Origin of the sequence: Pleionea sp. CnH1-48 (assembly GCF_024124665.1) — a bacterium.
In the GTDB taxonomy this organism is placed as follows: Bacteria; Pseudomonadota; Gammaproteobacteria; order Enterobacterales; family Kangiellaceae; genus JAMXSB01.
In genome coordinates, this window is the sequence record NZ_JAMXSB010000012.1 from 133,955 (window position 1) to 159,463 (window position 25,509).

General features: G+C 43.4%; 23 protein-coding genes. 2 read left to right on the plus strand and 21 right to left on the minus strand.

What is annotated here, in order from left to right:
- Window positions 1-7 precede the first annotated feature (7 nt).
- The gene (locus tag NH399_RS18645; RefSeq protein WP_253042699.1) at window positions 8-3,679 is read left to right on the plus strand and encodes a hypothetical protein; all 3,672 of its coding nucleotides are present in this window, start codon (window positions 8-10) and stop codon (window positions 3,677-3,679) included.
- Between the two features lie 15 nt (window positions 3,680-3,694).
- Here the strand turns inward: NH399_RS18645 and NH399_RS18650 are convergent, their stop codons facing one another.
- The 15 genes from NH399_RS18650 to NH399_RS18720 all read right to left on the minus strand — a co-directional run bounded on the left by NH399_RS18650 (window position 3,695) and on the right by NH399_RS18720 (window position 16,452).
- Window positions 3,695-4,105: a hypothetical protein gene (locus tag NH399_RS18650; protein ID WP_253042700.1), complete on the minus strand. Its 411-nt coding sequence runs from the start codon at window positions 4,103-4,105 to the stop codon at window positions 3,695-3,697.
- Window positions 4,095-4,901 carry a prepilin-type N-terminal cleavage/methylation domain-containing protein gene (locus tag NH399_RS18655; protein WP_253042701.1) on the minus strand — a complete coding sequence of 269 codons (807 nt, stop codon included), beginning with the start codon at window positions 4,899-4,901 and terminating at the stop codon, window positions 4,095-4,097. The genes NH399_RS18650 and NH399_RS18655 overlap by 11 nt, the downstream gene beginning before the upstream one ends.
- Window positions 4,901-5,422, minus strand: a complete 522-nt coding sequence (locus NH399_RS18660; protein WP_253042702.1) for a prepilin-type N-terminal cleavage/methylation domain-containing protein — start codon at window positions 5,420-5,422, stop codon at window positions 4,901-4,903. Before NH399_RS18660 ends, NH399_RS18655 begins: the two co-directional genes overlap by 1 nt.
- The gene (locus NH399_RS18665) at window positions 5,415-5,840 is read right to left on the minus strand and encodes a prepilin-type N-terminal cleavage/methylation domain-containing protein (protein ID WP_253042703.1); all 426 of its coding nucleotides are present in this window, start codon (window positions 5,838-5,840) and stop codon (window positions 5,415-5,417) included. Before NH399_RS18665 ends, NH399_RS18660 begins: the two co-directional genes overlap by 8 nt.
- A 46-nt stretch (window positions 5,841-5,886) precedes the next feature.
- Window positions 5,887-6,339: a type II secretion system protein gene (locus NH399_RS25770; RefSeq protein ID WP_305885104.1), complete on the minus strand. Its 453-nt coding sequence runs from the start codon at window positions 6,337-6,339 to the stop codon at window positions 5,887-5,889.
- Between the two features lie 331 nt (window positions 6,340-6,670).
- The gene (locus NH399_RS18675) at window positions 6,671-7,177 is read right to left on the minus strand and encodes a hypothetical protein (protein WP_253042704.1); all 507 of its coding nucleotides are present in this window, start codon (window positions 7,175-7,177) and stop codon (window positions 6,671-6,673) included.
- A 3-nt stretch (window positions 7,178-7,180) separates the two neighbouring features.
- Window positions 7,181-8,407: a type II secretion system F family protein gene (locus tag NH399_RS18680; protein ID WP_253042705.1), complete on the minus strand. Its 1,227-nt coding sequence runs from the start codon at window positions 8,405-8,407 to the stop codon at window positions 7,181-7,183.
- Window positions 8,408-8,412: 5 nt separating this feature from the next.
- Window positions 8,413-10,143 (minus strand): GspE/PulE family protein, encoded by a 1,731-nt coding sequence (locus tag NH399_RS18685; RefSeq protein ID WP_253042706.1) that lies wholly within the window; start codon window positions 10,141-10,143, stop codon window positions 8,413-8,415.
- On the minus strand, window positions 10,136-11,311 hold the full coding sequence (locus NH399_RS18690) for a M48 family metallopeptidase (RefSeq protein WP_253042707.1): 1,176 nt from the start codon (window positions 11,309-11,311) through the stop codon (window positions 10,136-10,138). The genes NH399_RS18685 and NH399_RS18690 overlap by 8 nt, the downstream gene beginning before the upstream one ends.
- Window positions 11,308-12,207 carry an ExeA family protein gene (locus tag NH399_RS18695; RefSeq protein ID WP_253042708.1) on the minus strand — a complete coding sequence of 300 codons (900 nt, stop codon included), beginning with the start codon at window positions 12,205-12,207 and terminating at the stop codon, window positions 11,308-11,310. Before NH399_RS18695 ends, NH399_RS18690 begins: the two co-directional genes overlap by 4 nt.
- A 13-nt stretch (window positions 12,208-12,220) precedes the next feature.
- Entirely contained in the window at window positions 12,221-13,894 is a 1,674-nt protein-coding gene (gene mshL, locus NH399_RS18700) for a pilus (MSHA type) biogenesis protein MshL (RefSeq protein ID WP_253042709.1), read from the minus strand.
- The gene (locus tag NH399_RS18705; RefSeq protein WP_253042710.1) at window positions 13,887-14,249 is read right to left on the minus strand and encodes a hypothetical protein; all 363 of its coding nucleotides are present in this window, start codon (window positions 14,247-14,249) and stop codon (window positions 13,887-13,889) included. Before NH399_RS18705 ends, mshL begins: the two co-directional genes overlap by 8 nt.
- Window positions 14,249-14,914, minus strand: a complete 666-nt coding sequence (locus NH399_RS18710; RefSeq protein ID WP_253042711.1) for a hypothetical protein — start codon at window positions 14,912-14,914, stop codon at window positions 14,249-14,251. Before NH399_RS18710 ends, NH399_RS18705 begins: the two co-directional genes overlap by 1 nt.
- Window positions 14,907-15,503 carry a PilN domain-containing protein gene (locus NH399_RS18715; protein ID WP_253042712.1) on the minus strand — a complete coding sequence of 199 codons (597 nt, stop codon included), beginning with the start codon at window positions 15,501-15,503 and terminating at the stop codon, window positions 14,907-14,909. Before NH399_RS18715 ends, NH399_RS18710 begins: the two co-directional genes overlap by 8 nt.
- Window positions 15,490-16,452: a hypothetical protein gene (locus tag NH399_RS18720; RefSeq protein WP_253042713.1), complete on the minus strand. Its 963-nt coding sequence runs from the start codon at window positions 16,450-16,452 to the stop codon at window positions 15,490-15,492. The genes NH399_RS18715 and NH399_RS18720 overlap by 14 nt, the downstream gene beginning before the upstream one ends.
- 199 nt (window positions 16,453-16,651) lie before the next feature.
- Here NH399_RS18720 and NH399_RS18725 point away from each other — a divergent pair, with 199 nt between their 5' ends.
- Window positions 16,652-19,855 carry an amidohydrolase family protein gene (locus NH399_RS18725; RefSeq protein ID WP_253042714.1) on the plus strand — a complete coding sequence of 1,068 codons (3,204 nt, stop codon included), beginning with the start codon at window positions 16,652-16,654 and terminating at the stop codon, window positions 19,853-19,855.
- Between the two features lie 48 nt (window positions 19,856-19,903).
- Here NH399_RS18725 and rep read toward each other — a convergent pair whose 3' ends face one another.
- The 6 genes from rep to NH399_RS26005 form a co-directional block, all read right to left on the minus strand.
- On the minus strand, window positions 19,904-21,919 hold the full coding sequence (rep, locus tag NH399_RS18730; protein ID WP_371876098.1) for a DNA helicase Rep: 2,016 nt from the start codon (window positions 21,917-21,919) through the stop codon (window positions 19,904-19,906).
- Window positions 21,920-22,153: 234 nt separating this feature from the next.
- Window positions 22,154-22,336 (minus strand): hypothetical protein, encoded by a 183-nt coding sequence (locus tag NH399_RS18735; protein WP_253042715.1) that lies wholly within the window; start codon window positions 22,334-22,336, stop codon window positions 22,154-22,156.
- A gap of 366 nt (window positions 22,337-22,702) precedes the next feature.
- Complete coding sequence (locus tag NH399_RS18740; RefSeq protein ID WP_253042716.1) at window positions 22,703-23,068, minus strand: response regulator; 366 nt, start codon at window positions 23,066-23,068, stop codon at window positions 22,703-22,705.
- A gap of 31 nt (window positions 23,069-23,099) precedes the next feature.
- The gene (locus tag NH399_RS18745; RefSeq protein ID WP_253042717.1) at window positions 23,100-24,077 is read right to left on the minus strand and encodes a chemotaxis protein CheX; all 978 of its coding nucleotides are present in this window, start codon (window positions 24,075-24,077) and stop codon (window positions 23,100-23,102) included.
- A 27-nt stretch (window positions 24,078-24,104) separates the two neighbouring features.
- Window positions 24,105-24,653, minus strand: coding sequence for a hypothetical protein (locus NH399_RS18750; RefSeq protein WP_253042718.1), 549 nt, complete (start codon window positions 24,651-24,653; stop codon window positions 24,105-24,107).
- Window positions 24,653-25,420, minus strand: coding sequence for a methyl-accepting chemotaxis protein (locus NH399_RS26005; protein ID WP_371876099.1), 768 nt, complete (start codon window positions 25,418-25,420; stop codon window positions 24,653-24,655). The genes NH399_RS18750 and NH399_RS26005 overlap by 1 nt, the downstream gene beginning before the upstream one ends.
- Window positions 25,421-25,509: the final 89 nt, after the last annotated feature.

A 25,509-nucleotide genomic window follows, 5' to 3' on the forward strand; every position in this document is an offset into this window, starting at 1 on the left:
GTACTTTATGTCAGAGCATCCGCTAGACAATGAGCATGACAACAGCGCATCAAATGACGCAAAGTCGGTAGACTCTAGCGAACAGGACTCTGACACCTCAAAGCCTCATCATAAAGATAAAAATAAAGCTGCAGACTCCCAAGAATCCTCACATAGTGAAGAAAAGGGAGCCATATCACCATCCGATGAAGAGCCGCCTTCTGTATCTAGTGAAGCCGATGAAGAAGCAAGCGACGAGTCATCCTCTGCTGCAATGCAATCAGACGAAATCAGCGATGATAAAAAGAAAGCAAAATCTTCAATAACATCCGACGGCAATGAGCTCGAAGATGAAGATTCAGAAGACGAAAGCTCAGAAGATAACCAAGTCGCGGAAAAAAGCACCGAGTCAGAATCAGCATCAACAGAAGAGAGCGAACCAGAATCTGGGGCCGAAGAAGCCGCAACGCTATCAGAAGCAGATACCACGCAGGAATCAGAAACCGCAGAACATGCCAATGATGAAGCTGAGCTCGATACTGAGAGCGAATCAAATATTGAATCTGATGACATTGCAGAAGACACTGAGTCAGCATCAACAGATGAGAACGAATCAGGATCTGAGCTCGAGGAAGCCACAGCGCTAGCAGAACCAGATACCACTCAAGAATCAGCGACTACAGAACACGCCGATGAAGCTGAACTCGATACTGAAGTGAGCGAGTCAGACGTTGAGTCTGATGGCCTTGAAGAAAGCACAGAATCGGCATCAACTGAAGAAAGTGAGCCTGAAGTTGAGGAAGCCGCAGCGCTAGCAGAAGCAGATACCACGCAGGAATCAGAAACCGCAGAACATACCAATGATGAAGCTGAGCTCGATACTGAAATGAGCGAGTCAGACGTTGAGTCTGATGACCCTGTAGAAAGCACAGAGTCGGCATCAACTGAAGAAAGTGAGCCTGAACCTGAGATCGAAGAAGCCGCAGCATTAGCGGAACCAGATACCGCTCAAGAATCAGCAACTACAGAACACCCTGATGATGAAGTCGAGCCTGATGACGCAGCTGAGCACACAGAATTAGCTTCAGCAGATGAGAGCGAGCCAAAATCTGATACTGAAGAAGCCTTCTCAGAGGAAGAAACGGCAGAATTCTCTGAATCAGAGCCAGCTTCAAAGTCTGACGACCAACAAACTGCCGAAAATATCTCTCAGGAAACGCAAGACAGCGAACCTGAATCAGAACCTCAAAACACCGACGTGATCGATGAGACAGCGGAGTCAACATCGTCAGAAGAGACTGAGACAGTAGAAGCTGCGGCCTTGACTGAACCAGAGTCAATCTCAGAGTCTGACGATCAACAAACTATCGAAGATACCTCTCAAGAAACACAAGACAGCGAACCAGCTCTAGAACCGCAAAGTGCTGACGAAACCAACGAGACATCTGAGTCATTATCGTCGGAAGACACTAAAACAGAGGCAGTTGAAGATGCAGCCTCGGCGGAGCCAGAGCCCGTTTCAGAATCTGATGATCAACAAACTGTCGAAGAGGTCTCTCAGGAAACACAAGCTAGAGAATCTGACTCAGAACCTGAAAGCGCTGACGTGACCGATGAGGCGGCGGAATCAACATCGCCAGAAGACACCGAGACTGAGACAGTAGAAGCTGCGGCCTTGACTGAACCAGAGCCCGTTTCGAAATCTGATGATCAACAAACTATCGAAGAAGTTTCTCAGGAAACGCAAGCTAGCGAACCTGCTCCAGAACCACAAGATACTGACGAAACTAACGAAGCTGCTGAGCCAATATTGTCGGAAGACACTGAATCAGAGGCGGTAGAAGATACTGCCTCGGCGGAGCTAGAGCCCTTTTCGGAGTCTGATGATCAACAAACTGTCGAAGAGGTCTCTCAGGAAACGCAAGCTAGCGAACCTGATCCAGAACCGCAAAATGCTAACGAAGCCAACGAGCTAGCTGAATCAGGCTCGCAAAGCGCCGATGAGGCAGCGGAATCGACATCGTCAGAAGACACCGAGACAGAAACTGTAGAAGCGGCTGCCTTGGCTGAACCAGAGTCAATATCAGAGTCTGACGATCAACAAACTGCCGAAGAAGTCTCGCGGAAAACACAAGACAGCGAACCTAAACCAGAGCCGCAAGAGATTGACGAAACCAATGAAGCCGCTGAGTCGATATCAGCAGAAGACACTGAGGCAGAAACAGTAGAAGCTGCGGCCTTGGCGGAGCCAGATCCTGTCTCAGAGCCTGATAAGCAACAAGCCACCGAAGCAACTTCTCAAGAAACGCAAGACAGCGAGCCTGCCTCGGAAACGCAAAAAGCAGATGATGCCAAAGAAGCAACTGAATCAATATCAAAAGAAGACGCCGAGACCAAGACAGTAGAAACTGCGATTTCGGCAGAACCAGAGCCAGTTTCAGAATCTGACGCGACCAACGAGCCAACGGAGCCAGAACCAGCTGAAAACATTGAATCAGCAGAAGCGACAACACCAAAAGAATCAGAAGAAGCTATAGCACCTAAGAGTGAACAGGCTCCGAATGAAGGAGAGCCCAAAACCAAACCTGCGGTGTTCAAACCCAAAGAAGAAGCCGAAGAGTCAGACAAGGCCAATCCTTTCGTTGATGACCTATTGTCAGATACGGAAGATTCTCAAGAAGCCTCAGAGATAAAACCTCGCACAAAAGTCGAGCCGAAAGAAAAGAGCAAGAAAACAGTTTCCACCAGTGAGAAAAAAGCGTCCAAGCCTAAAGAACCAGAACAGTCCGACAATGACACTGGCGAAACTGAAGCTCCAATCAAAAAACGTTTTTTGCAGGGCCTAAAACAAGGCAAAAAACACCTAAGTTATTTGTCTTCGCAGCTTAAAGAAGATCCCAAGCAGGGATTCTCCTGGTGGTTAAAAACCTATAAGCAGCAAGATGATTTACGTTTGGCCATTGCCGAGCTGCGAGAAAAAACACGAGCCGATGACTTTACATTGGATCAAGTCACACACATTCTTTCTGACTTTAAGTTAAAAGATGATGATGTCGGTCAACTAGAATGGTTCTCGAGTACTCACTACAAAGTCATCAATACCATCAAGGCAATGAAAGCCAAGAAAGCTATTGATAAAAAACTCCTGAATCCTCTTGTTAATGAACTCAGATTTATTACCAATGCCGAAGAATTTTGCAATAACTTCGGTTTGGATATTCTGCGCAAAAAGGTCTTCAAAATGTACAAAGAGCTAACAGAGTTGCTCAATGAACTTAAACAAATTGAGCGCGACAAATTAACGCTTAAACAGCAAGATGCAAAGTTGGAAGCGAAGCGTTTGGACAAAGAAAAAGCAGAAGCAGAACTTAAAACACAGAAGCTCGAAGTTATAAAAACTAAAGAAGCTCGCTTAAAAGTGATGGAAGAAAAGAAACGCGCTATCGCCTATAAGGAAGCCGAAAAAGTCGAAATGGAAAATCGAGAAAGAGAGGCAGAGCTGAATGCTCAAGAGGCTGAGAAGCAACGTCAACTACAACTGCAAGCTTCTTTTGTAGATCTTCAAGTTCAAGAAAAGCTGTCTAAACTTTCAATTCCAGAACTTGCCATATTGTTAGGCTCAAGAGTCGGTGAGATCAATATGTCGGATGTCGATCACAACGCTCTGAGTAATCTAAAGGCGAAGCTGGATTTGCTCTAGTTAACTAACTGATCTTTAAATTTCTTTTAATAGCGTCTGTAGCGTTCGACTGGCTTCATATTCAGTTCCTATAGCACAAGAACCGACACTGGTAATACGATAGTAAACTTCAGAGTCTACCGTAAAACTGCTACAAGTAAGTTGAGCTCGGCATCCAGTAAGCCCCGCCGTAGTAAAATTGATTGTACGATTAGAGCAACTCCCTGCACCACTGATAGGAAAAATCTCCGACGCTGCTGACTGTGCTCCACTCTCTGCAGCAAAGAAAGCTCGAATGGATAGCACTTCTTGCGCGACAGACACATTACTTGATTGGTTTAATCGAACCATAGCAACGGCTAAAACTCCCAACAATACCAGTATAAACAGCACCGTTAACATACTGAAGCCTTGTTGTTGAATGAGTCGCGACGATTTAGGGTACATTGCGCACGTGCACCTCATGTTTTAATGATATGGATTCATCTCGTCCCGACAGATGTAGATTGATTTCTAGCAAACCAGCTCGATTCAGTGTGCCCGGAGAATAAACAAAAGGAATGACAGCTGAACCACCATCGTTTAATAACACATCGGTAGTTAAACGAGCTCCTCCAGTTAAAGACGTCGGCTGAGTTATTTGGAATCCATAGTTAGTATAACGAATCAGATCATTTCCGACGACACAATAGCTCACTGGCTGACGAACAAAAAACAAACGTTGCTGTGCAGACTCACGAACAAACTGGCTCGATGCAGCAAAGTTTACCTGCATCACATTGGCAGTCACGGGAGAAGTATTTCCAATAGAAGCAACAAGAGCACTGAAGCCCGCCGCCGTATTATACACTTCGCTCTGATTCAACGGCATAACCATGGCGTAAAGATCCGTTGCAGTGCTCGGCCTTACATCATCGATTGCTCTCATTGATGTCGCCGCACTCGATATAGGCAGATCAATGTAATAAGTTGCTCCAACCGTCGGCACAAACTCCAAGCAGGTTGAACCCGAGCCAGTATTCACTCTCAAACTATTGGGCATAGCCTCACGAACATCTCGTCCCATTCTTTCTAATGCGAGACGCGCGCTGGTTGTCATATCATTGCGTACTTCAGTAGAAATATAAGCTTCCATACTGGACACATAAAAACGCGTAATGGACACAGACACAATGCCAACAATGATGATCACTATGATCATTTCTATCAAAGTAAAACCATTAAATAAAGTCTGCCTGCTCATCAAAAATTACCTCGATAAGCCGTCACCCGAATGGTGTTTCCGATAGGAGAAATTACGGTTACCTGAATACGTTTAGCGTCGCCATTGGCTACACCAATTTCTGCGCCAGCATAATTTACCGTAACCAATACTCGATAGTTTAAGTACTCAGTTCTTACGTTGCCAAACACATCAAGAGGAATATCGGGCAAGCCATCAAAATCATTGTAATCATCAACATCATCATAGGTCGCTCGAGTCTCACCGGCGTCCGGAGCCATCGAGCCGCTACAAGCAGGAGCTCCTGTTGATCCACAACGTAATGTTGAACCAAGTGTATTGTTTTCATCGAAGCGCTTACCGAGTATTTCTTCAAGGTATGATTGCGCCAGTTCTGCTGATCGCATTTCTAACAAAGGATCAACGCTGGCCCGATTGGCAGGAAAAAACACGGTAATCAAAAATGAAAAGGCAACAGCAAACGCAGCAATGGCAACCACTACTTCGACCAGGGTAAATCCCAAAGAACGTCGACTAGACATCACACAACCAGGCATAACCAGTACTCTCGATACAGACCTGTTGGCCCGCAGAAGGTGTCACAGCAATGGTGGTAGCAGCAGACACTTCACCACTGCTATTAAAGGTCAAGGTTGCCGTCGGCGAAAAGGTGACCCCTTGATCAGCAAAAGAGTGAGGGTAGCTATCACCTTGCGGAGAAAGGATAGGGGAAAGGTTTTGTTCAATACTGACTGATTGACTGCCAATAATCACACGAACGGATTTTGCTGTATTGTTCATAGCCAGCTGCTGTGCATAACGGAGATGGCTAACTAGCTCGGAGGCGGCAGCTCGCCCTGAAAATTCAGATGAGCTTGAAAAGCGGGGAGCAACAACAATGGATAGGATGCCAATGATAACAATCACTATCAGCAGTTCCATCAACGTAAAGGCCGCCATAGAAGGCGGCCTTTGATATCTTCTGGCAATAATCATTGCCAAGCAATTAGCATGCAGTTGCAGTCACAGTCACAGTTGGAGTATTACCAGCGGCAGCAGGCTCAGTGTATGCAACACGACAGTTTGCATCTGGGCCAGCCACACCATCCAGATTATATCCAACAATGCCTGAGGCAGCGGTTGAAACTAAGTCATTACTCGAGATATCCAACTGGCCAACAATGGCTTCAGTTTCTGGGTATCCGAACTCAACATTGACAGATGAGCCATCAACTGTGACCGTTTGACCAGCAGCACCTTCAACACCCTGGATTAGGGCTTTGGCATAAATAAGACTGGCCGCACTACGCATAGAAGCTTCAACACCACGTAATACTGACTCACGTGCATCAGATTGCACATCGATAAACTTAGGTGCAGCTACAGCAGCCAAAATACCAATAATGGTAATAACTACGATTAACTCAATCAGGGTAAAACCTGCAGATTTTGCTTTCATGACTCCTCCGGTACTTTTTAAATTACAAACAACAAAATACTCTTTCACACACAGGAGTCCACTCCCCCTAAATAACTTTCCTCACTATAGAAGCTAGCAAAAAAACGAACAAAAACCAAACATAATTACGAAATAATCTGATATTTCATAGTCTTAGTAAGTTTTATTCATGTTTATTATCAACAATTTATGAAGCTCTTACCAACTGAACACTTCAACAAACTGGCGATAATCTATCTTCTAAAGGGCTTTCTGGTTAGTGAACATTCACTGTACATTCGTGAATAACTTCGATTTAACCCATTGTGCTTATTCAAGCACAATAGAGAAACTAATAGTCTACTTTCAGATAAACGTTACCTTTTCTCGGGTTATAGACAATTTGGTGGCTTTCGACCACCAAAGACTGATAAATGCATAGGCCGTCTTTTGTTAAAGCGCGAAAACTCGCATCAGACTCTGGCATGATTGTCGGGCGAAAAGGCCCCTGTAAATACTGCCACAACTGCCTGCAATCTCGCTTAGTCACCGCCCGATGGATACTTTCTTGTGTATGCTCAAAACCAACAGGATACCCCTGATCATTAAAGTCGAGCCCCTGGCCATCCAATGAAAAAACATCTAACTGTTTTTGTCGGCTTCCCGTAGAGTGATACTTCAGATGCGCAAAGATCACACCCTCCTGAAGTGCTCGAGTACTCATCGCGACCATATCTTTGTAGATCGCTTTAGGCTCGTCTTCATCACCTTTAAAGACACTGAACACAATACCAGCGCTAAACCCAACCAATATGAGTGACCAACTATAAATAGCGGGGATCTGTGCTCTCATAGCCATGCATCAACGGCCACCAGCGAGCTCCCATACGGGCATAAAAACGCCTAATGCAAGCACAGTAACCATTCCGCCCACTAATAAAATTAAAAAAGGTTCTATATAGTCAGACAGCTTCTTTAAATCATAGTCGACTTCTCGCTCATAGAAATCAGCCACCTCGTCTAACATATCATCCACTTGGCCAGTATCTTCACCTACCGCAAGCATCTGCATCACCAGAGGCGAAAACATTTCGCTACGACGCGCTGTTGTTGTAATATTTTCGCCACGTTCTACGCCGTTCTTCATATCAAGAATGCGGTTACCAACAAACTTATTATCAACCACATGAGCGACCACTCCCAAGGTGTTGGTCACAGCAACACCAGCACGAGACATCATGGCAAAACTACGCGAAAAACGGATCAATAGTGATCGATAAATGATGCTGCCAAACACCGGGGTTTTCAGTTTCTTCTCATCCCAGAACAGGCGACCATTATCGGTTTGAATATAGGAGTAGATCCCCAGAGCAATAGCGACCACAACCAGAATAATAACGAACCAATAATTCACAACAAAATCGGACGTACCAATCAAGATGCGAGTAAAGATAGGCAACTCATCACCTTTTAAATGCTTAAACAGTGCACTCAATTGTGGAATGACATAAACCGTAATAAAGGAAAATGCGACGAGCAAAACAATGACAACAATAATCGGGTAACGGGTAGCCGACTTAATTCGATTGCGATTGACTTCTTCTGTTTCCAGATAATGAGCAACCTGCCGAAAGGCTTCTTCTAACTGGCCTGAGTTTTCGCCAACATGAATCAAGCTCACATATAAGGAGTTAAATATTTTGGGATGCTGGGACAGTGATGTCGCCAGATCGTTACCCGCTGTAAGACTGTCAACAATGTCTCTAAGCGTTTCTTTCAGCAGAGGATTATGAGTCGACTCAATAATACCATTCAGTGCTCGATTCAGTGGCACGCCTGCTTTAATAAGGCTATACATCTGGCGCGAAAACATGACCAGATCTTCGGTCTTTAATGTTCTATTTCGAAAGGCTTTAAACGCCAACGACAAATCAAAGATCTCAGCTCTTTCTGCCACTTCTTTGATTTCTACAGGGATCAATTGTTGTGATATTAATCGCTCTGCCAACGCTTCTCTACTGGTCGTATCGTAGGTTCCGGTAACTGCCTCACCACTGGCGTTTCTTGCTTTGTACTGAAAAAATGGCATCGAACTTACTCATCCTCTACCGGTGTTGGTAACACGCTATCTTCAATCGTTTCTGCGATGCGATAAACCTCAGATAGAGAGGTCAAGCCTTTAACTGCCAGACGAATAACGCTTTCTTGTAACGACTGATAGTGTTTCGAACTTTTCGCATAACGACTGAAGTCATCGGGATCATTACGTCGGAGTGCACTTAACATATTGTCATCAAGAATCAGCATTTCGTGAATCGCTATACGACCACGATAGCCCGACTGGTTGCACTGAACACAACCAACACCTCGCTTAAATACCGCACTAGACACAGTATCTTTAACCATCGATTGCAGCCAAACTTTATCGTTAGAAGAGACTTCATGTTCTTCAGAACAAAAAGTACATACACGCTTAACCAAACGTTGCGCAACTACTCCTCTTAAGGCGCTGGCAACCAGGTAAGATTGTGCGCCCATATCAACCATTCGCAAAGCGCTGGATATAGAATCATTGGTGTGCAAGGTAGAGAGTACCAGGTGCCCTGTCATCGCAGCTCGTAAACCAATTTCTGCCGTTTCTTGATCACGCATCTCACCAATAAGAACAATATCGGGATCTTGACGTAACACAGAACGCAGAACGGCAGAAAAACTCAAACCTATTTTGGTATTTACCTGAACTTGATTGACTCGCGATAACTGATACTCAACAGGATCTTCAATGGTTATGATTTTCTTTTCCGGCGTATTTAATTCTGCCAGTGCGGAGTAAAGGGTCGTTGTTTTACCTGAGCCTGTTGGTCCCGTCACTACAACCATACCATGTTGCGAGCGTAACAGTTGCCGAAACTGTTGTAAGATATCGGGGGTCATCCCCAGCTCATCCAAACGCATAATACCACTGGTTTGATCGAGTAAACGCATGACCACCGACTCACCATGTTGCACAGGCATTGTCGACAAACGCACATCAACATCATGACCACGCACTTTAATGTTAAAACGACCATCTTGTGGTTTGCGTTTTTCAGAAATATCTAACCCGCACATCAGCTTCAAGCGCAATACCAGCGCAGGTACGATGCGCTTTTCTTTCATTACCTGTTCTTGCAGAGAGCCATCGACTCGCAAACGGATCCGCAACACGCTTTCATCGGGTTCAATATGCACATCGGAGGCTTGCAGCTGCACGGCTTCTTCAAAGATACTTTGCAATAGCTTAGCAACAGGAGCTTCGTCTGTGTCGGTTGTTTCTCCGAGTCCAGGTAACTCGAACTCTTCGGTTCCTAACTCATCTTCAAGCTCTTCGGCCAGTGAACTGATTTCGCTGGTTTTGCGGTAAAGTAAATCAATATTTCTTAGAATATCCGATTCTTTGGCTACCGATACTTTGAGTTCTTTTTGTAAAATATTTTGGATCTGATCATAACGATTCAAATCTGTTGGATCGGCCATGACGATATGATACTTATCGCCAAACTCATCTACGACGAGCGTTCTAAATCTACGAGCTTGAATCTCAGACAAACGTCCAACTACTGACTGATTAATTTTAAAATTAGGTAGATCTAAATATTCTATTTCTAACTGTTGAGCAAGAAAGGTTAGTAGCTGCTCTTCTCCCACATAGCCCAAGTTAACTAGCATGGAGCCTAAGCGCTGCCCAGTTGATTTTTGTTGCTTCAGAGCATCCAATAACTGCTCTTCGGTAATAACACCGCCTTCAACCAGCAGATCTCCTAGACGAATCTTTTTTCTAAGCATTAGTGCTAACCTTTAAACGAACCAGTTTTTGTTGAGCAAAACGTTTCTGAGATGAACTTAAGCGACTGTCTCTTAATGCCTGATGGTAAGCTTTGTATGCCTCTTGATGACGCTTTAAGGCCTCTAACGAAATAGCAATACCAATCCACCACTCACCTCGCTGCTGCTCTCGTGTCAGTAAGCGACTATAAAGACTAACCGCTTGTTCGTGTTCAGTAAGCTGCTGACTTGCAACCGCTTTAAGTATCAAAAAATCATCCGGTACACGAGAAGATGCTGGCTCAGCAAGAACTTGTTGAACTTGCGACCACTGTTTCTTCGCGACATAAAGCCGTGCTAGTAGCATGCGATAAGTAACATTATCAGGATATTTGCGCACACCCGTCTCGAGCTCAATCAGCGCCTTATCTTGTTGCGACTGTGATATTAAATAGAGTGCGTAGGTTTCTCTAGCTTGATGATAATCGGGATATAAAGTTAACAACTGTTGCATATCACCTACTGCTCTGGCGCTGTCAATAAGCATCAAGCGTTTAATATCATCTAACTTTTGTTTTTTAAGTTCTTGCACAGACAGTGACTTCACTTCTTTCGCAAGAGGTGCTGAGCTTAGCGACTCTTGGCTCTTAACATTAACAACGGCGTTGTTTATTGAAGGCTTTGCTTTTTCCAGATTGGGTGAAACTGATTGGGGCTTTGTTTTTTGAGCGATAGATGCAACGGGTTCTTCAGTTGTTGTTGCTTCTTGGCTTAGACTCACTGTCGCTTTGCTAACCTTTACAATCTCTTCGCCGACAGTTTCTTGTTTACTTTTTTGCTGATTTTTTTGCTCAGAAAGCTGAACCACAGGTTTATGGCTGACTTCCGTTTTAACCAATATATTTTCTTGGTCATTACTTTCGCTAGTTTCAGTCAATGGTTTAGAAGCATTTTCATCGATGGTGGCTGTGACCATTGATTGAGTATTTATGGGCTTAATTTCTTTCGTATTCAAATCCAGGTAAAATAATACCAGAAGAACAACCCCAACTAATCCAAGAAGAATGACTAAAAAGGTCTTTTTACTTAATCCACCAGACTCTTCTGTCGGAACGGCATCCATTTTTAAAGCCGCGTTAGAAGGATGCTGCTTATCCAAATCTTTCAGCATTTGATTAACAACACTCATGGCGCTATCCACCATGCAACGGCGGTACTACTAAATAGCATCAGCAATAAAAGCGACATAATGTGCTTTGCTTTTTCAAAGTTCTTGCTAGTGTCATCGGTATCTTTGGTTGCCACTAATATATGTTTCAAACCAATACGATGCTCGCCTTTACCAAAAGCAAGCATCAATGATTTATGACTTAGAATGTTGACCAGTCGTGGCACTCCTCGACTAAAGTAACTGATAGCTCGCAAAGCTAAATGGGAAAAGACAACACCATTACCTGTAGTGACATGAGCAACTCTATGCTGAACATATTGTCGTATCTGTTTTCGGTTCAAGGGTTTCAAGTGATATGAAAAAACAATACGTTGACGAAGTTGCCGTAAGTGCTCCTGAGCAAGTTTCTCATTAAGCTCGGGCTGACCCAATAGCACAATTTGCAGTAGCTTAGCCTGTTCTGTCTCCAAGTTAGCAAACAGCCTGAGAGTTTCTAGTGTTTCATCTGGCATGGCTTGAGCTTCATCAATGACCAAAATAACAGGGCCTCGTTTTTTGAACTCATCAATGAGCTTCTTCTGTAGTTTTGGAATTAGCAGCTCTTCTCCAACATCGCCCTTAACTCTCATATTTAATTCGTGAGCCAGAGCTAACTTTAGCTCTTTGGGTTTTAAGACAGGATTAGGGATATAAGCAACAGTACGCTGCTCACTGATTTTGTTCAGCAGAAGGCGACACAATAGAGTCTTACCAGAGCCGACTTCTCCGGTCACTTTGCAAAAGGCTTCGCCTGTCGATAAGGCGAAGTTTAATGTATTGAGAGCTTCCTGATAAACAGGCAAGGCGCAAAACAGATCGGTATCTGGAGTTAACGAGAAGGGAAGCTTACGAAAACCAAAGTGATACAGATACATGATGACAACGCACCTATTGACCCAGACTTCGGAATCGGTTTTCGTATTCTTTAACCTGCTTTGACCAATCTTCCAAACCGATAACCGTGGCCTTTAACAAGATAACCAGCTCGCTCTTTTTGTGGCTTTGCCGTTTTTGATTAAACAAATTTCCAAGAATAGGAATTGATCGTAAACCAGGTGTTCCAGCATCAACTTCTTCAATTTTATTTTGCATCAAACCACCAATAACGACCACATCGCCACTTCGAGTTTTAACAATAGAGTCAGATTCTCGAACACTGCTCAATGCCAATGGAAAAGCAAACTCATCAGCACCAACAGTAACCACCTTAGTTTGATCTTGAATGTCACTAACCGAAGGATGGACATGTAAGATGATCTCACCTTGCGCACTGATATGAGGAGTCACATCCAGAGCAATTCCAGAAAAGAAAGGTGTCAGTGTCACATTCGGCGTGGTTGCATTATTAAGTCCTGTTACCGTTGTTGTAGACACATCAGTAACAAAAAACTCGTCAGTTCCCACTTTAATCACAGCCTTTTGATTATTGATTGTCGATACTCTGGGGCTCGACAGCACTTGTACATTACCTTGCTCTTCGAGCAACTGAATGGTTGCCGAAAAAGGATCAGGATCGCCATCTTGTGTTTGAAAACCTAAATTGAAAATGCCATTCAGAGGGTTTGCAGAGTCAGCAACTTGTAATACCTGACCTAAGTTGCCAACGGTCAATTGATTGCCAGCACCATTGGTGTAAATTTGCTGCCAGTTAATCCCCGCCTGAAAACCATCATTGAGTGTCACTTCCAATATCTTAGCTTCTAATATGACTTGCCGCTGTAAGTTTGACTGGGCGACACCAAGATATTCTGCAACCTGGCGCTGAAGTTTGGGTAAAGCTTTTACTACAACAATGCCTGTTTGCGGACTGACCATAACAAAGCTGCCTGGTTCCTGCTCTACAATAGCAGTTAAGGTATTTTGTAGCTCAACCCAAAGATCGGCTTCTGTTTCTGTTTCGATGCTTGTTGAGTTTAATGTGACGATATCACCGCTACTACCGCCTTGCTGATTATTGTTACCGTTATCATTAGAGCTGTTTTGATTATTCTGATTCGAGGAGTTTCCTTGAAGAATTTGTCCAGAACTCACATTGGTTCGTGAAGTACCCGAACGTTTTAGGTTTAAGTAGTTCAAGGGATAGACAGCAGTTTGAATCTCCGAAGTACCAACATAAAAGATATTGCCTTGCTTGCGTACATCAATATCTTGTGTGTGCTGAATTAAATTAAGAACCTCCGAAATAGTCACATTTTTTAAATGCAGCGTAACCGGATCAACAAGAGAAGGATCAACGACCATATTGTAATCGGTACCATCTACCAACCCCATCAAAAAAGCATTAAGAGGTAGCGCATCGGCTTGTACATCAAATCGCGTTTCGCTGGCCGCTGGCGTATCAAAAGAAATAGGAGGTAACAACGAATTCAAAATATCGTTTGAAGCCGGTAAGGAATCATTGTCACTTGTGCTAGTAGCATCACTGGCTTTTTGCTCGAAGGTTTCATCAACGATGGATGAATGCGTTGTATTTTTTTCTTGGCTTGAAGAACTTTGAGTTGTACTACAAGACACGAGGCATACAACGCATGCGATTCCGAATAAGCATTTAAGTTTATCCATTTGAGTTGTTACCTTTTTTATTTATAGATTTCACACTAGGTACCATACGCAACACCTTAACGTCATCGCCTCTGCGTAGCACGACTTTCTTTTGGCTAATTGAGTCAACACGATAGCCATTAATAAGACTTCCTCTATTAACGGTTTTTGAATCAATGATGGCATACTTTATTTTTTTATCTTCGGTAATAATGGCTTGCAGCTGATTTCTCTTTTCGACAACCTGTTTCGCTGCGGGACTTGCCTGGCCACGCTGTCCGGTATAAACCAGAGGGCGAGTGGGGTCCGATACGGGCGTCTGCGCACCGATACTCATCGCGACAATCATCAATAGAGTCAATAACCATTTCATCATCAAGCCCCTATCCAATCTCGATCGTAACTATAGGTATAAATCACCATTTTTATCTTCGCCTGTGGATGCTGCTCAACCTGATACTCCAGGTTTTGCCAATATATCTTGATGTTCATATTCTCTAATTGCTTAAGCGCATCAAGCAAATCAAAGTATTGTCCTTTTAGCTCCACTTCAAATGGATGCTTAAAGAAACTATTACTTGTGGCAGATTCTGGATCACTGCTTACAAACGCATCTTCTACAGCGAGCTTCTTTAATCGAATTAATTTCAACTTGGCACTGCTATTGAAAAAATTTCTTAGTACTTCTGGCATTTGCCTTGGTGTCACAAGCTGAGCATAATTTGATAACTGCTTATCTAGATCTGATACGCTCTTTTTGAGGTTATCTAGCTCTCGTCGTTTTGTTCCAGTTCCATCGTCGGCTAATGCATTTTGTAGTGCAGTTGATTTCTCTGTCAGCTCTGAGCGTTCATTCTCCAGAACATCAATTTGACGCTGTAAGCTTTTGGTTTTCTTTTCTTGTGGTGCAAACCAAAAAAGGTCAAAGATAACTAATAGAACGACCGCCACCAGACCCAACGCGATAAATCGTTGCCGAGTCTCAAGACCTTCGTACTTATCAATAACAGTGGCAAAGCCCTTTTTATCTTCATCACTCATTGACAACTGAAACCCCATCTATTAATTCAAAGTCGAATACGCGATCATTGTTAACGTTTTTCTCGATATTGATCCCCGAAAAACGTCGGCTCAATGAACCTTTAAAAGCAGGAGACTCAATCCAGGTAGTGATGGTCTCAGGATCAACCGTTTGCCCTTGCAAATTCAAAATATTGTTGTTAACCCGAATCCCTGTAAACCAAATACTGCTGCTTTTAGGAGCTGCTAACTCTGTTAACAACTGACTGAAACCACCGCTCGCTGACAGGTCACTGGTTCTTAATGTAGAAATGGCAGAAGACTTCTTTTGAATTTCGGATTTTATTGACTTGATTTGTTTATCAACATGACCAGCGTCGGGCTTATTAGCAACAACCAATTCAAGTTCTTTGATTTGAAGGCGAAGCGGCGCTAGCATTTGCTCTTGCTCTGCTAATCTTTGCGCCAGCTTATTGGTGTTAGACTGTAATAGCATCCCCAACAATACATACAAAATAACAACAGCAGCGATAGCCATTATCAACTGGCCAAAACCTAAAACAACTTTCTTAGGCCTGAACTCTGCTTGATATAAATTAACTTGCTGCACGATCAACCCCTTCGTTACGAAAAACACTACCGCAAAGAGAAAGCCTGCGACAAATACCTTCAGCGGTTATCTTTTCGTCCCACTGACATAGATTTTCTAGCTGAATCACTTCTACCTGAGAATCCAGATTATCATTGAGTAATTGAGTGATAGCCTCTGTTGCTGCGCCTAAATCTGGAATCAGTAATCGCGTCACAGGCTGTCTTGCTATCTGGCTCTCGTAGTAGTCGAGCGTTCGCTGTATCTCTAACAACAAGCGATCCGACACATCCGACTGGCCTAAATCAACATCAAATGACAACTCATCTTCTTCTTCACTTTTATGAGGAAAATAAGTACCCGCCAACAATCGGGAAAACGCCAAGTCATTACCAACAAAGCAATTAAGGCTAACCCCACGAGACTGTTCACCAATAAAAGCGGTGTTTTGTCCCTCACTCAGTTGAGGTAATAGCAAGTTTTTGCAAGATAGTTCATCAATATCGATTGCAGTTAGGGTGAGATCAGCAGCCTCACTGAGGTGGATAATTTTTTCGATCAACGAACGATGCGCTACAACAGAATATATCTTGGGCTGACTGGTATTCACGGGATAATCAAAGAAATCAATGACCGCTTCTTCGATAGGGAAATCAATTTGCTCTTTTAACTGCCAGCGTAAGGCTTCTTTCATTTCTTCATCGGGTACGGCAGGGCGATTGAGCGTCATTATCTGGTATTGAGTCGTGGGGAGCACCCAATAGGCACTGGCATTACGAGCCCCAATATCAGCCACCACTTTTTTGAGGGATTCTTCAAGGCCCTCTTCGCCAATCGGTACCTGACCAATATCCTGAATGGTAGGCTTGGTGGCATCACTATTCACATAGCAGTAGTGGAAGTGATCACTCTCAAGTCGTAAGCCAATACGTTTATTATCTTTATTAAATAATGACTCGAGCCACTTCATAAAGTCTCTCTTACATTTTCGCTGATAAGTTAGCCAGTTTATTTTAATCGTTTTATTAAGAAATCCTAGCAAATATATGAAATTAGGTACAATTTTTAGCTATAAAAGTCTTGTTGACGGCTCTCGCCGTGTTTGAACTTCTGACGTCTTACTCTTACTATAGAATTATCCACCCTTAATAATAAGAAAAGTCATCTAAATGAAGATAAAACTGCTAAAAATCATAACCTTAGTGGTAGTTTCAGCGTTTTCAAGCGGCATCATCTTTGCTTCAGAAGCTGCGCCAGGAGCCAAAGAATCCAAATGGGACGTCAATACACCGCCCGGAAACAAAGAATTTATTGATATCGATGTCGATGAAGGTACCTGGATGAATCTGGATGTCAGCCCCGATGGCAAAACCTTGATTTTCGACTTACTCGGTGACCTTTACACCATGCCCATTGCTGGCGGTACTGCCCGCTCGATAACCAGTGGCATGAGTTGGGATATGCAACCACGCTTTAGCCCTGACGGACAATGGATAGCTTACACATCCGATGCTGGCGGCGGTGACAACATCTGGTTAATGAAAGCCGATGGCAGCCAAAAACATCAGCTTACCAAAGAATCTTTTCGCCTGTTAAACAGCCCAGCATGGTCACCAGACAGTCGTTACATTGCTGCACGGAAGCATTTTACAGCACGCCGTTCTCTGGGTGCAGGAGAAATCTGGATGTATCACATAGCTGGTGGCAAAGGCGTGCAGTTAAACAAACGCCCCAATCAGCAGAAAGATTTGGGCGAACCAGCTTTTTCGGCCGATGGAAAAACACTCTACTTTAGCCGTGATTCAACGCCAGGCCCTATCTTTGAGTACAGCAAGGATTCCAACCAACAGATTTACGAAATTTTTTCTATTGACCGCAACAGCGGAGACATAGAGGCTTTTATCAGTGGAGCCGGGGGCGCAGTCAGACCAACGCCTTCTCCAGATGGAAAGAAAATGGCCTTTATCCGCCGTATCCGCAATCAGTCCAGCATATTTCTAAAAGACCTTACCACGGGTGAAACACATCCGGTCTACCAACAGCTCGACAGAGACATGCAAGAAACCTGGGCCATTCATGGCGTGTATCCAACACTGGCCTGGACACCGGACAGTCGTGATCTGGTGTTTTGGGCAGGAGGAAAAATTAAACGTTTAAACACACAAACCTTAGCCGTCAAAACCATTCCATTCCGCGTTAAAGACCAACGAGAAATTCGAGCCGCAGCGCGTTACTCCACCCCGGTATTCGAAGATAACTTTGCTGTTAACATGCTGCGCTGGGTTACCGTTTCTCCCAACGGTAAACAAGTGGTTTTTCAAGCATTAGGCCATCTTTATAGCCGCAAGCTGCCCAACGGAAAACCCAAGCGCATCACTCGACAAAACAACCACTTTGAGTTTTACCCAGCTTTTTCTCGTGACGGCAAATGGCTGGTTTACAGTAGCTGGAATGACAAAGAACAAGGACACATTTACAAGGTCAGAGCCTCCGGTGGCAAGGGTAAGAAGCTGACACCACAACCCGGCTTGTATCTAGAGCCTCAGTTTTCTCCGGATGGCAAAACCATTGTTTATCGCAAAATTAAAGGCGGCTACCTAACAACGCCCAAGCATTCTCTTAACCCTGGAATCTATCAGATGACTCATAAGGGAAAAGAAGTAAAACTGGTTACCAAGAAAGGCATAAAGCCCCATTTTGGCCATCAAAATGACACCATTTTTGTGACACGAACACGTCAAGAAAAAGACAAAAGTTTACAAACCTTGGTTGAAGTTAAACTCAATGGCAGCCAACCCAAAGAACGACTGAATACACCTCATGCGACGGAGTTTAGAATATCCCCTGATGGAAAATGGGTTGCATTCGTTGAGTATTTTCAGGTTTACATCATGCCTTATGCGGAATCGGGGCAAAGCATTAAAGTCGATCGCAAAAAGAGTAGCTTGCCGATCTATAAACTCAGCACCTTTGCAGGAGAAAACCTCAGTTGGACCAAAGACAGCCAACAACTCTACTGGTCGCAAGGCGCTCAACTGTTTACGCAAACATTGCCACCAAACTTTACCAGTGAGACAAAATTTGCTGAGCCGAAAGTAACATCATTGGCATTTACAGCCCCATCGGCTCAACCGCGCGGTCAAATCGCTTTATTAAATGCAACCATCATTACCATGAAAGGGGATGAAGTCATCACCAAAGGCGATGTGCTCATTGAAGCCAATCGCATCAAAGCTATTGGGCCAAGCGGCAGTTTCGATATACCTGGAGGCGCCCAACGGCTGAACCTGTCAGGCAAAACCATTATTCCTGGTTTGGTGGATGTGCATTGGCATGGCGCTCAAGGCATCAGCGAAATTACGCCACAACAAAATTGGCAGAACTACGCCACACTGGCTTTTGGTGTGACGACGATTCATGATCCATCTAACGACACCTCAACCATTTTTTCGGCCAGTGAACTCGCCAAAGCCGGTGCGATTGTTGCGCCTAGAATTTATAGCACAGGCACCATACTGTATGGCGCCGATGCATCCTTCACCGCGCATGTTGATTCTTATCAAGATGCCGAAAACCACTTAAAACGCCTTAAGTCGGTCGGTGCCTTTTCGGTAAAAAGCTACAACCAGCCACGACGTAATCAGCGCCAGCAGATTCTGTCTGCCGCACGCCAGCACAATATGCTAGTGGTTCCCGAAGGTGGCTCCTTGCTGCAGCATAACCTCACTATGATCATTGATGGACATACAGGTATTGAGCATGCGATTCCAGTCGCCGAAATTTATGATGATATCGAGCAACTATGGTCTCAAACACAAGTAGCCTATACCCCCACTCTCGTGGTCGCTTATGGTGGTATATGGGGAGAACACTATTGGTATCAGCACGATGAAGTATGGAAGCATCCATTACTCAGCAAATATGTTCCTGACTTTATTTTGCAACCTCGCTCTGTTCGTAGACGTATGGCTCCCGAAGAAGACTACAATCATTTCAAAGCTGCTGCCGTTGCTGCCAAATTACAAAGTCTTGGTGTTGGTGTAAACATGGGAGCTCATGGACAACGAGAAGGATTAGGCTCCCATTGGGAAATGTGGATGTTTGCTCAGGGAGGCATGCCTCCCCATAAAGTGTTGCAAGCAGCCACTATAGATGGAGCAAAGTATTTGGGAATGGAAAAAGAAATTGGGTCGCTCGAAGTCGGAAAGCTGGCAGATCTGGTTATCCTCAATAACAATCCACTGGATAACATTCGCCACACCGAGTCGCTGGATAAAGTGATGGTCAATGGTCGCTTATTTGATTCCAACACCATGAATCAAGAAGGCAATCACCCAGCAAAACGCCAGCCCTTTTTCTTTGAACAGAAGTAAATTGAAAAAGCTGCAAGGAATCAACCTTGCAGCTTTTTTATCACAGAATCAGGACAACATATTCTTTAGCATGGCTATGTTTTTGCGTCCTTTCTCCTGCCGTTCTGATTCGCTCATTGGCTGCTGATCTTCTTCCCAGCATAAATCTTCCTGAGGTAACTCCAGCAAAAAGCGACTCGGCTCAGTTAGCTGCATTTCGCCATAGCGTTTACGTTGACGCGCGTAGGTCATGGTCAGCGTTTCTTGAGCTCGCGTAATACCGACATAAGCAAGACGACGTTCTTCTTCGATATTATCTTCTTCAATGCTGGTGCTATGGGGTAATATCTCTTCTTCAACACCCACTAAATAAACATGAGGAAACTCAAGACCTTTTGATGCGTGTAACGTCATTAATTGAACTTCGTTGCCATCTTCTTCTTCTTCGTTACGATCAAGCATCTCGCGTAAGATCAATTTATTAACCGTTGCGAGCAATGGTTCCTCTGCATCGTGGTTGTCTTCCAGTCCCATCTCAATCCAGCTTAATAGCTGTTGCACATTGGCCCAGCGATATTCCGCAGCCTTCGGACTACTGGAGCTATCAAATAACCAGCCGTGATAGCCAATATGTGCGATAAGTTCGTGAATAACCGCCATGGCGTCACCACGTTTGGCGTTATCGCTGGCTTTAGAGATCAAAAGAGAGAATCGCTGAACAGCTTGTAAGCCCTTGCCCGATAACTCTTGTTCCAGCCCTAACTCGAAGCAGGCTTCGTACAAACTAATCTGTCGTTCCAGAGCATAGCGTCCTAGCTTCTCTAACGTTGTTGGGCCGATTTCACGGCGCGGCACATTCACAATACGCAAAAAAGCGTTATCGTCATCTTCATTAACCAACAACCTTAGGTAAGCCATAATGTCTTTGACTTCTGCACGAGAGAAAAATGACGTACTGCCACTGACTTTGTAGGGTACTTGTTTATCGATAAATGCTTTTTCTATAAATCGAGCCTGATGGTTACCTCGATACAACACCGCATAATCTTTATATTTAGTCGCGTGTTTTAATTTATGAGCCAAAATTTCATGCACCACTCGACTGGCTTCTTCGGTATCATTTTTTGCCACTAATACACGAATCGGTTCACCGTATTGTTTTTCTGACCAGAGCGTTTTTTCAAAAACATGAGGGTTGTTTTCAATCAGCACATTGGCCGATTTTAAAATGCGACCAAACGAACGATAGTTTTGTTCTAACTTAACGATTTGCAGTGCGGGGTAATCTTGTTTAAGTAACACCAGATTCTCTGGCTGCGCACCTCGCCATGAGTAAATGGACTGATCATCGTCTCCAACAACCGTAAATAAGCCAAATTTTCCGCATATTAATTTAACCAGAGAATACTGACAGGTATTCGTGTCTTGATACTCATCAACCAACAAATAACGAATTTTATTGCGCCAACGCTGCAGTATCTCTTCATTATTTTGAAATAGAAGAACCGGATAACGAATCAAGTCATCAAAATCGACCGCGTTGTAAGCTCGCATGCTGCGATCGTAACGCTCAAAAACATGAGCTCGCATGAGATCATCTTGATCCGTCGCTGCCGCAATGGCTTGCTCAGGCGACTTCAGTTCGTTCTTCCAATAAGAAATGCGCTGTTGAATCGCCATGAGTTCCGTTTTGTCGGCTTCACTGCTTCGATTACAGAGCTCCCTTAATAAAGCCAGGGTGTCCTGATCATCAAAGATAGTAAAGTTACTTTTAAAACCCAGCGCTTTGTATTCGCGGCGAATAATATTGAGCCCTAGATTGTGGAAGGTCGAAACCGTCAGTCCACGGGCCTGACCACCACCGAGCAAACGAGTAACTCGTTCTTTCATTTCTCGAGCGGCTTTGTTGGTAAAAGTCACTGCCGCTATTTGAGACGCTTTATAGCCGCATTCAGTAATCAAGTGAACTATCTTGGTTGTTATTACACTGGTTTTCCCACTTCCGGCACCCGCCAACACCAGCATCGGGGAAGATATAGAGGTAACCGCCTGTTGTTGGCGTTCATTAAGCTGATACGTTGCCACTAAATAATCTCTAACTAATTGATAAACAAATATAAATGGATATTTGCCTTAACTGGGAAAATACCGACTGCATTGCTCCAATGCCACATTATATGAGTAAAGGATAAAATTTGAGGGGATATTATAAAGAAATGAAGGAAGTTAGGTATCAATTATCTCTCTCCAACCTGGAGAGAGATAATTGTAAATAAAATTGACATTTTTTCTCATAAAGCGGAGCTTTATCTGAAAAGGTTATGAAATTGGACCTTCCCAGTGACCCTGTTGCAGAATTTTGCCAGGATCAAGAACAACACCAGCGCAGCGAACACGCCACTCGTTGGTTTGCTGGACCGAACTTTTAAAGACGCTGACTTTGACTCGTGGAAGCCATGTAGCGACTTTTAGATTGTATTTCCCAGGTTTTCCCGGAAACATAGTGAACTCCTTAATACAGCTATCCTGTTTGTTAGTTTACTGCTCGCTTTAATAACGAACAACCCAGAAAAGCAAAATGTATGCCATATTAATAATTGACATATAAATCAATACGTTAGTATTAAGTAACCACCAAGAATGCCAGCTTTGTAAAAATAGCCGACAAAGATATTTATTCATTTGAGTTTTAGCTACAATTTAAATATTAGTATCTTAAATAGAGATATCCAGAAAATTCTAAAACATTTAATGAGGTCTAACCTCCATGCATAAAAAAACGTCTAAGCCACCACCGTTTATTGTAGGCGGCAGCTTACAAAATCCATTTAATAAGAGAATGGGGAGTCACCCCATCACTCTATAACATTAACCGACTAGTTTCTTGATACTTCCCACGACGGCTTCACCTTTGAAAGGCTTCACAATCCAGCCTTTAACTCCGGCAGCTTTACCACGTTCTTTCATACGTGGATCACTCTCTGTGGTTAGCATAATGATGTTAACCGTTTTATTGCCTAGTTCATTACGGATTTTTTCCACCATCGTCAGGCCATCAATATTCGGCATATTAACATCAGAAATAACCAGCTTTACGGCAGGATCAGCGCGCATTTTGTCTAATCCATCTTTGCCATCTACAGCGGTCGCCACAGCAAATCCATTACTTTGTAAAAACTGACTGACTTCGTTTCTGACAGTAGCAGAATCATCAACAACTAGAATTTGAGCCATTTTTTTCTCCAAACCTTCTTATCTAACAATATTAAAAGAATTCTAATTCACCAGAGTCAATCAACTCCTCGGTTTTGGTATCACAATCAAGGAAGTTCTCAGGGTAATAACTCAGGTTAAAAATCAGCTTCTGGTACAAATCGATACTTGGACAAACCCCATTTTTATCGGTCAGCCGAAAATGAATACATAGCTGGGGCTCGTTGGTTCCAAAGCTGATAAATTTGTGTGAATGGTTGACTGATATAGGCACTTGAGTACGTGATAACACATGAGAGTCATCAGTATCCATCTTGAAGCGATTCTTCAATCCCCCCCAAACAAGGTTGGTCACCTCACTTAATAATGAACTCACATAGCGAAAATTATTTTGATCTTCATGCAGTGAAGTTTTTCCATGTTCTATCAAACTAGAAATCTCACTTTCGGTAGTTTGTAACATCATATAGCCACGATACCAGTTACTTTCTAGTGGGATAAGACTAAACAGCTCGCCATAGATCAATTGATCTTTGACAAGGTAAGGTGCATCGCAATGAATCTCGCAATCTTTAACGCTGGCGTGAATGGCGTCTAACGAAAGTTCTTGTAATACTCGAACCAGTGGCATTGGATAATAAATAGTGAACAAGTGATTATCGATACTGTCTTTTAAAGCATCTAGACGATCGATATTAAATTGACTGGCAATGTGATGGTCAAAATCAATTGCTGACTTTTCCAATGGAGCACTAACATCACTGAGGCGCATAAAAATAGGAAGTTCAGGACGACTTTCGTGAATTTTTTTTGCAAACTCATTGCCGTTCAAACCGTCCGACTCAAACTCATCAGAAACAATAATACCACCGAGATCCGTGTTCGTTTTTAGTATATTCATAGGATCTTTTTTACTGGCTTTCAGGGTGATAATTGAATGCTCTTCGCAAAAGCTCTTAATTTTACCCTCGGCACTTGCATCGCTTTCAAAAACCAAAATCTTACTTTTTATTTCGTTCTCTGATTCCATCACAGCTACCTATAAGAATTAAACATTTTAGAAAAACTCAAGCTCACCGCTTTCTACATCATCAACACTTTGCTCGACTACTTCGATTTCGACATCATCACTGCGACAATAAAAGTAGCCGGCATAAAGCACAAAATCACTATCGACCTCAACACTGTAGTTGCCACTTTTAACAACATCAAATACGCTGATAAAATCAAAACACCCTTGCGATAGTAAATTAGGTGTCGACATTCCCAGTGCAGGAATACTAGTACCCAAGTCTCTTTTGAGCACACCGCAAATGCTGTTTCCAACCTCATACAAAAAGTCATAAACGGACTGATCACTCACATCTTCTGCTGATATTTTTAATGCCTTACGATAGAAAGATGTGCACTTTTCGACATCAAAATGTAAGGTCAGAAATATTCGAAACTGATGAGAGCAAATAGTCAAAAAAATCGCTTCGTTCACTTCTACGCCGTCCGTATTTTGTATCGGACTTATGTACCAGCCCCCATCGGGCAAACTGTCTCCCAGACAAGACTCAATACTGCGTTTAAACATTCCATCCAGTGCGTCAATCAATAACATTAGAAAGACTCACTTTGTAATCGGCTAATACAGCTGTCGACCTGGCTTTGCACTGTTGCCAGCTCGGTGATTACCATTTTTCCACTGGCTTGAATATCTTGGAATGTCGATGTGGTTAACAGGTCATTCTTATACAAGTTTTCTCGATAACTTTTACTCAACTCCTGAGAGCGCAAAGCCAGTGCTCTCACTTCATCGGCCACCACCGCAAACCCGCGTCCAAATTCTCCTGCTCGTGCCGCTTCAATGGCAGCATTCAGCGCCAAAATAACAATTTGCTTTACGATGTTAAAAAACTGCCCATTCTGGTCGCTCATGGCCTGATTGTGATCCATAAGTTCAGTCAAGGACTCATGAATGCGCTCAAAAGTGAGCATCACTTGCGCCAACTCTTCGAGCTGGACTTTTACTTTTGACAAATTTTGGTAGAGATCATCGGACTTCTCTTGCTGGCTGTTTTCCAGAGAAGCCATTCGCGACTGTAACTCTTCTTGAAGTTGCTGCTTTTCTGTCTCAAATGCAGAAATCCTGGCCTGATGATCACGATGAGATTCATCGAGTGATGCCTGAAACTCACTGATTTGCTGCTCAAGGTTATTCCTAACATCTTCCAGCTCAGAGACATCCACCATAGAGCGCATTCTTTCTTCGGTTTCGTTATTCTGTTGGGTCAGCTCATTTTCTTTCTTTCTATAGTGAAAATGGCTAAACAAGCCTCCAATGACGATCCCACCGATCAACGACAATAAGATTGCAATGATATTCATTTGTACTCGCTAGCAATGATTTAGATATGAAGTCGAATGAGTAGTAATATTCAAGACTTCGTTTTATTCTCTCCATTATTGAAGAGGAA

What these genes read in the sequence shown, in the direction of transcription:
- NH399_RS18645 (WP_253042699.1), top strand. Translation starts at nt 8, where the DNA reads ATGTCAGAGCATCCGCTAGACAATGAGCATGACAACAGCGCATCAAAT.
- NH399_RS18650 (WP_253042700.1), bottom strand. Translation starts at nt 4,105, where the DNA reads ATGTACCCTAAATCGTCGCGACTCATTCAACAACAAGGCTTCAGTATG.
- NH399_RS18655 (WP_253042701.1), bottom strand. Translation starts at nt 4,901, where the DNA reads ATGAGCAGGCAGACTTTATTTAATGGTTTTACTTTGATAGAAATGATC.
- NH399_RS18660 (WP_253042702.1), bottom strand. Translation starts at nt 5,422, where the DNA reads ATGTCTAGTCGACGTTCTTTGGGATTTACCCTGGTCGAAGTAGTGGTT.
- NH399_RS18665 (WP_253042703.1), bottom strand. Translation starts at nt 5,840, where the DNA reads ATGGCGGCCTTTACGTTGATGGAACTGCTGATAGTGATTGTTATCATT.
- NH399_RS25770 (WP_305885104.1), bottom strand. Translation starts at nt 6,339, where the DNA reads ATGAAAGCAAAATCTGCAGGTTTTACCCTGATTGAGTTAATCGTAGTT.
- NH399_RS18675 (WP_253042704.1), bottom strand. Translation starts at nt 7,177, where the DNA reads ATGGCTATGAGAGCACAGATCCCCGCTATTTATAGTTGGTCACTCATA.
- NH399_RS18680 (WP_253042705.1), bottom strand. Translation starts at nt 8,407, where the DNA reads ATGCCATTTTTTCAGTACAAAGCAAGAAACGCCAGTGGTGAGGCAGTT.
- NH399_RS18685 (WP_253042706.1), bottom strand. Translation starts at nt 10,143, where the DNA reads ATGCTTAGAAAAAAGATTCGTCTAGGAGATCTGCTGGTTGAAGGCGGT.
- NH399_RS18690 (WP_253042707.1), bottom strand. Translation starts at nt 11,311, where the DNA reads ATGAGTGTTGTTAATCAAATGCTGAAAGATTTGGATAAGCAGCATCCT.
- NH399_RS18695 (WP_253042708.1), bottom strand. Translation starts at nt 12,207, where the DNA reads ATGTATCTGTATCACTTTGGTTTTCGTAAGCTTCCCTTCTCGTTAACT.
- mshL (WP_253042709.1), bottom strand. Translation starts at nt 13,894, where the DNA reads ATGGATAAACTTAAATGCTTATTCGGAATCGCATGCGTTGTATGCCTC.
- NH399_RS18705 (WP_253042710.1), bottom strand. Translation starts at nt 14,249, where the DNA reads ATGATGAAATGGTTATTGACTCTATTGATGATTGTCGCGATGAGTATC.
- NH399_RS18710 (WP_253042711.1), bottom strand. Translation starts at nt 14,914, where the DNA reads ATGAGTGATGAAGATAAAAAGGGCTTTGCCACTGTTATTGATAAGTAC.
- NH399_RS18720 (WP_253042713.1), bottom strand. Translation starts at nt 16,452, where the DNA reads ATGAAGTGGCTCGAGTCATTATTTAATAAAGATAATAAACGTATTGGC.
- NH399_RS18725 (WP_253042714.1), top strand. Translation starts at nt 16,652, where the DNA reads ATGAAGATAAAACTGCTAAAAATCATAACCTTAGTGGTAGTTTCAGCG.
- NH399_RS18735 (WP_253042715.1), bottom strand. Translation starts at nt 22,336, where the DNA reads ATGTTTCCGGGAAAACCTGGGAAATACAATCTAAAAGTCGCTACATGG.
- NH399_RS18740 (WP_253042716.1), bottom strand. Translation starts at nt 23,068, where the DNA reads ATGGCTCAAATTCTAGTTGTTGATGATTCTGCTACTGTCAGAAACGAA.
- NH399_RS18745 (WP_253042717.1), bottom strand. Translation starts at nt 24,077, where the DNA reads ATGGAATCAGAGAACGAAATAAAAAGTAAGATTTTGGTTTTTGAAAGC.
- NH399_RS18750 (WP_253042718.1), bottom strand. Translation starts at nt 24,653, where the DNA reads ATGTTATTGATTGACGCACTGGATGGAATGTTTAAACGCAGTATTGAG.
- NH399_RS26005 (WP_371876099.1), bottom strand. Translation starts at nt 25,420, where the DNA reads ATGAATATCATTGCAATCTTATTGTCGTTGATCGGTGGGATCGTCATT.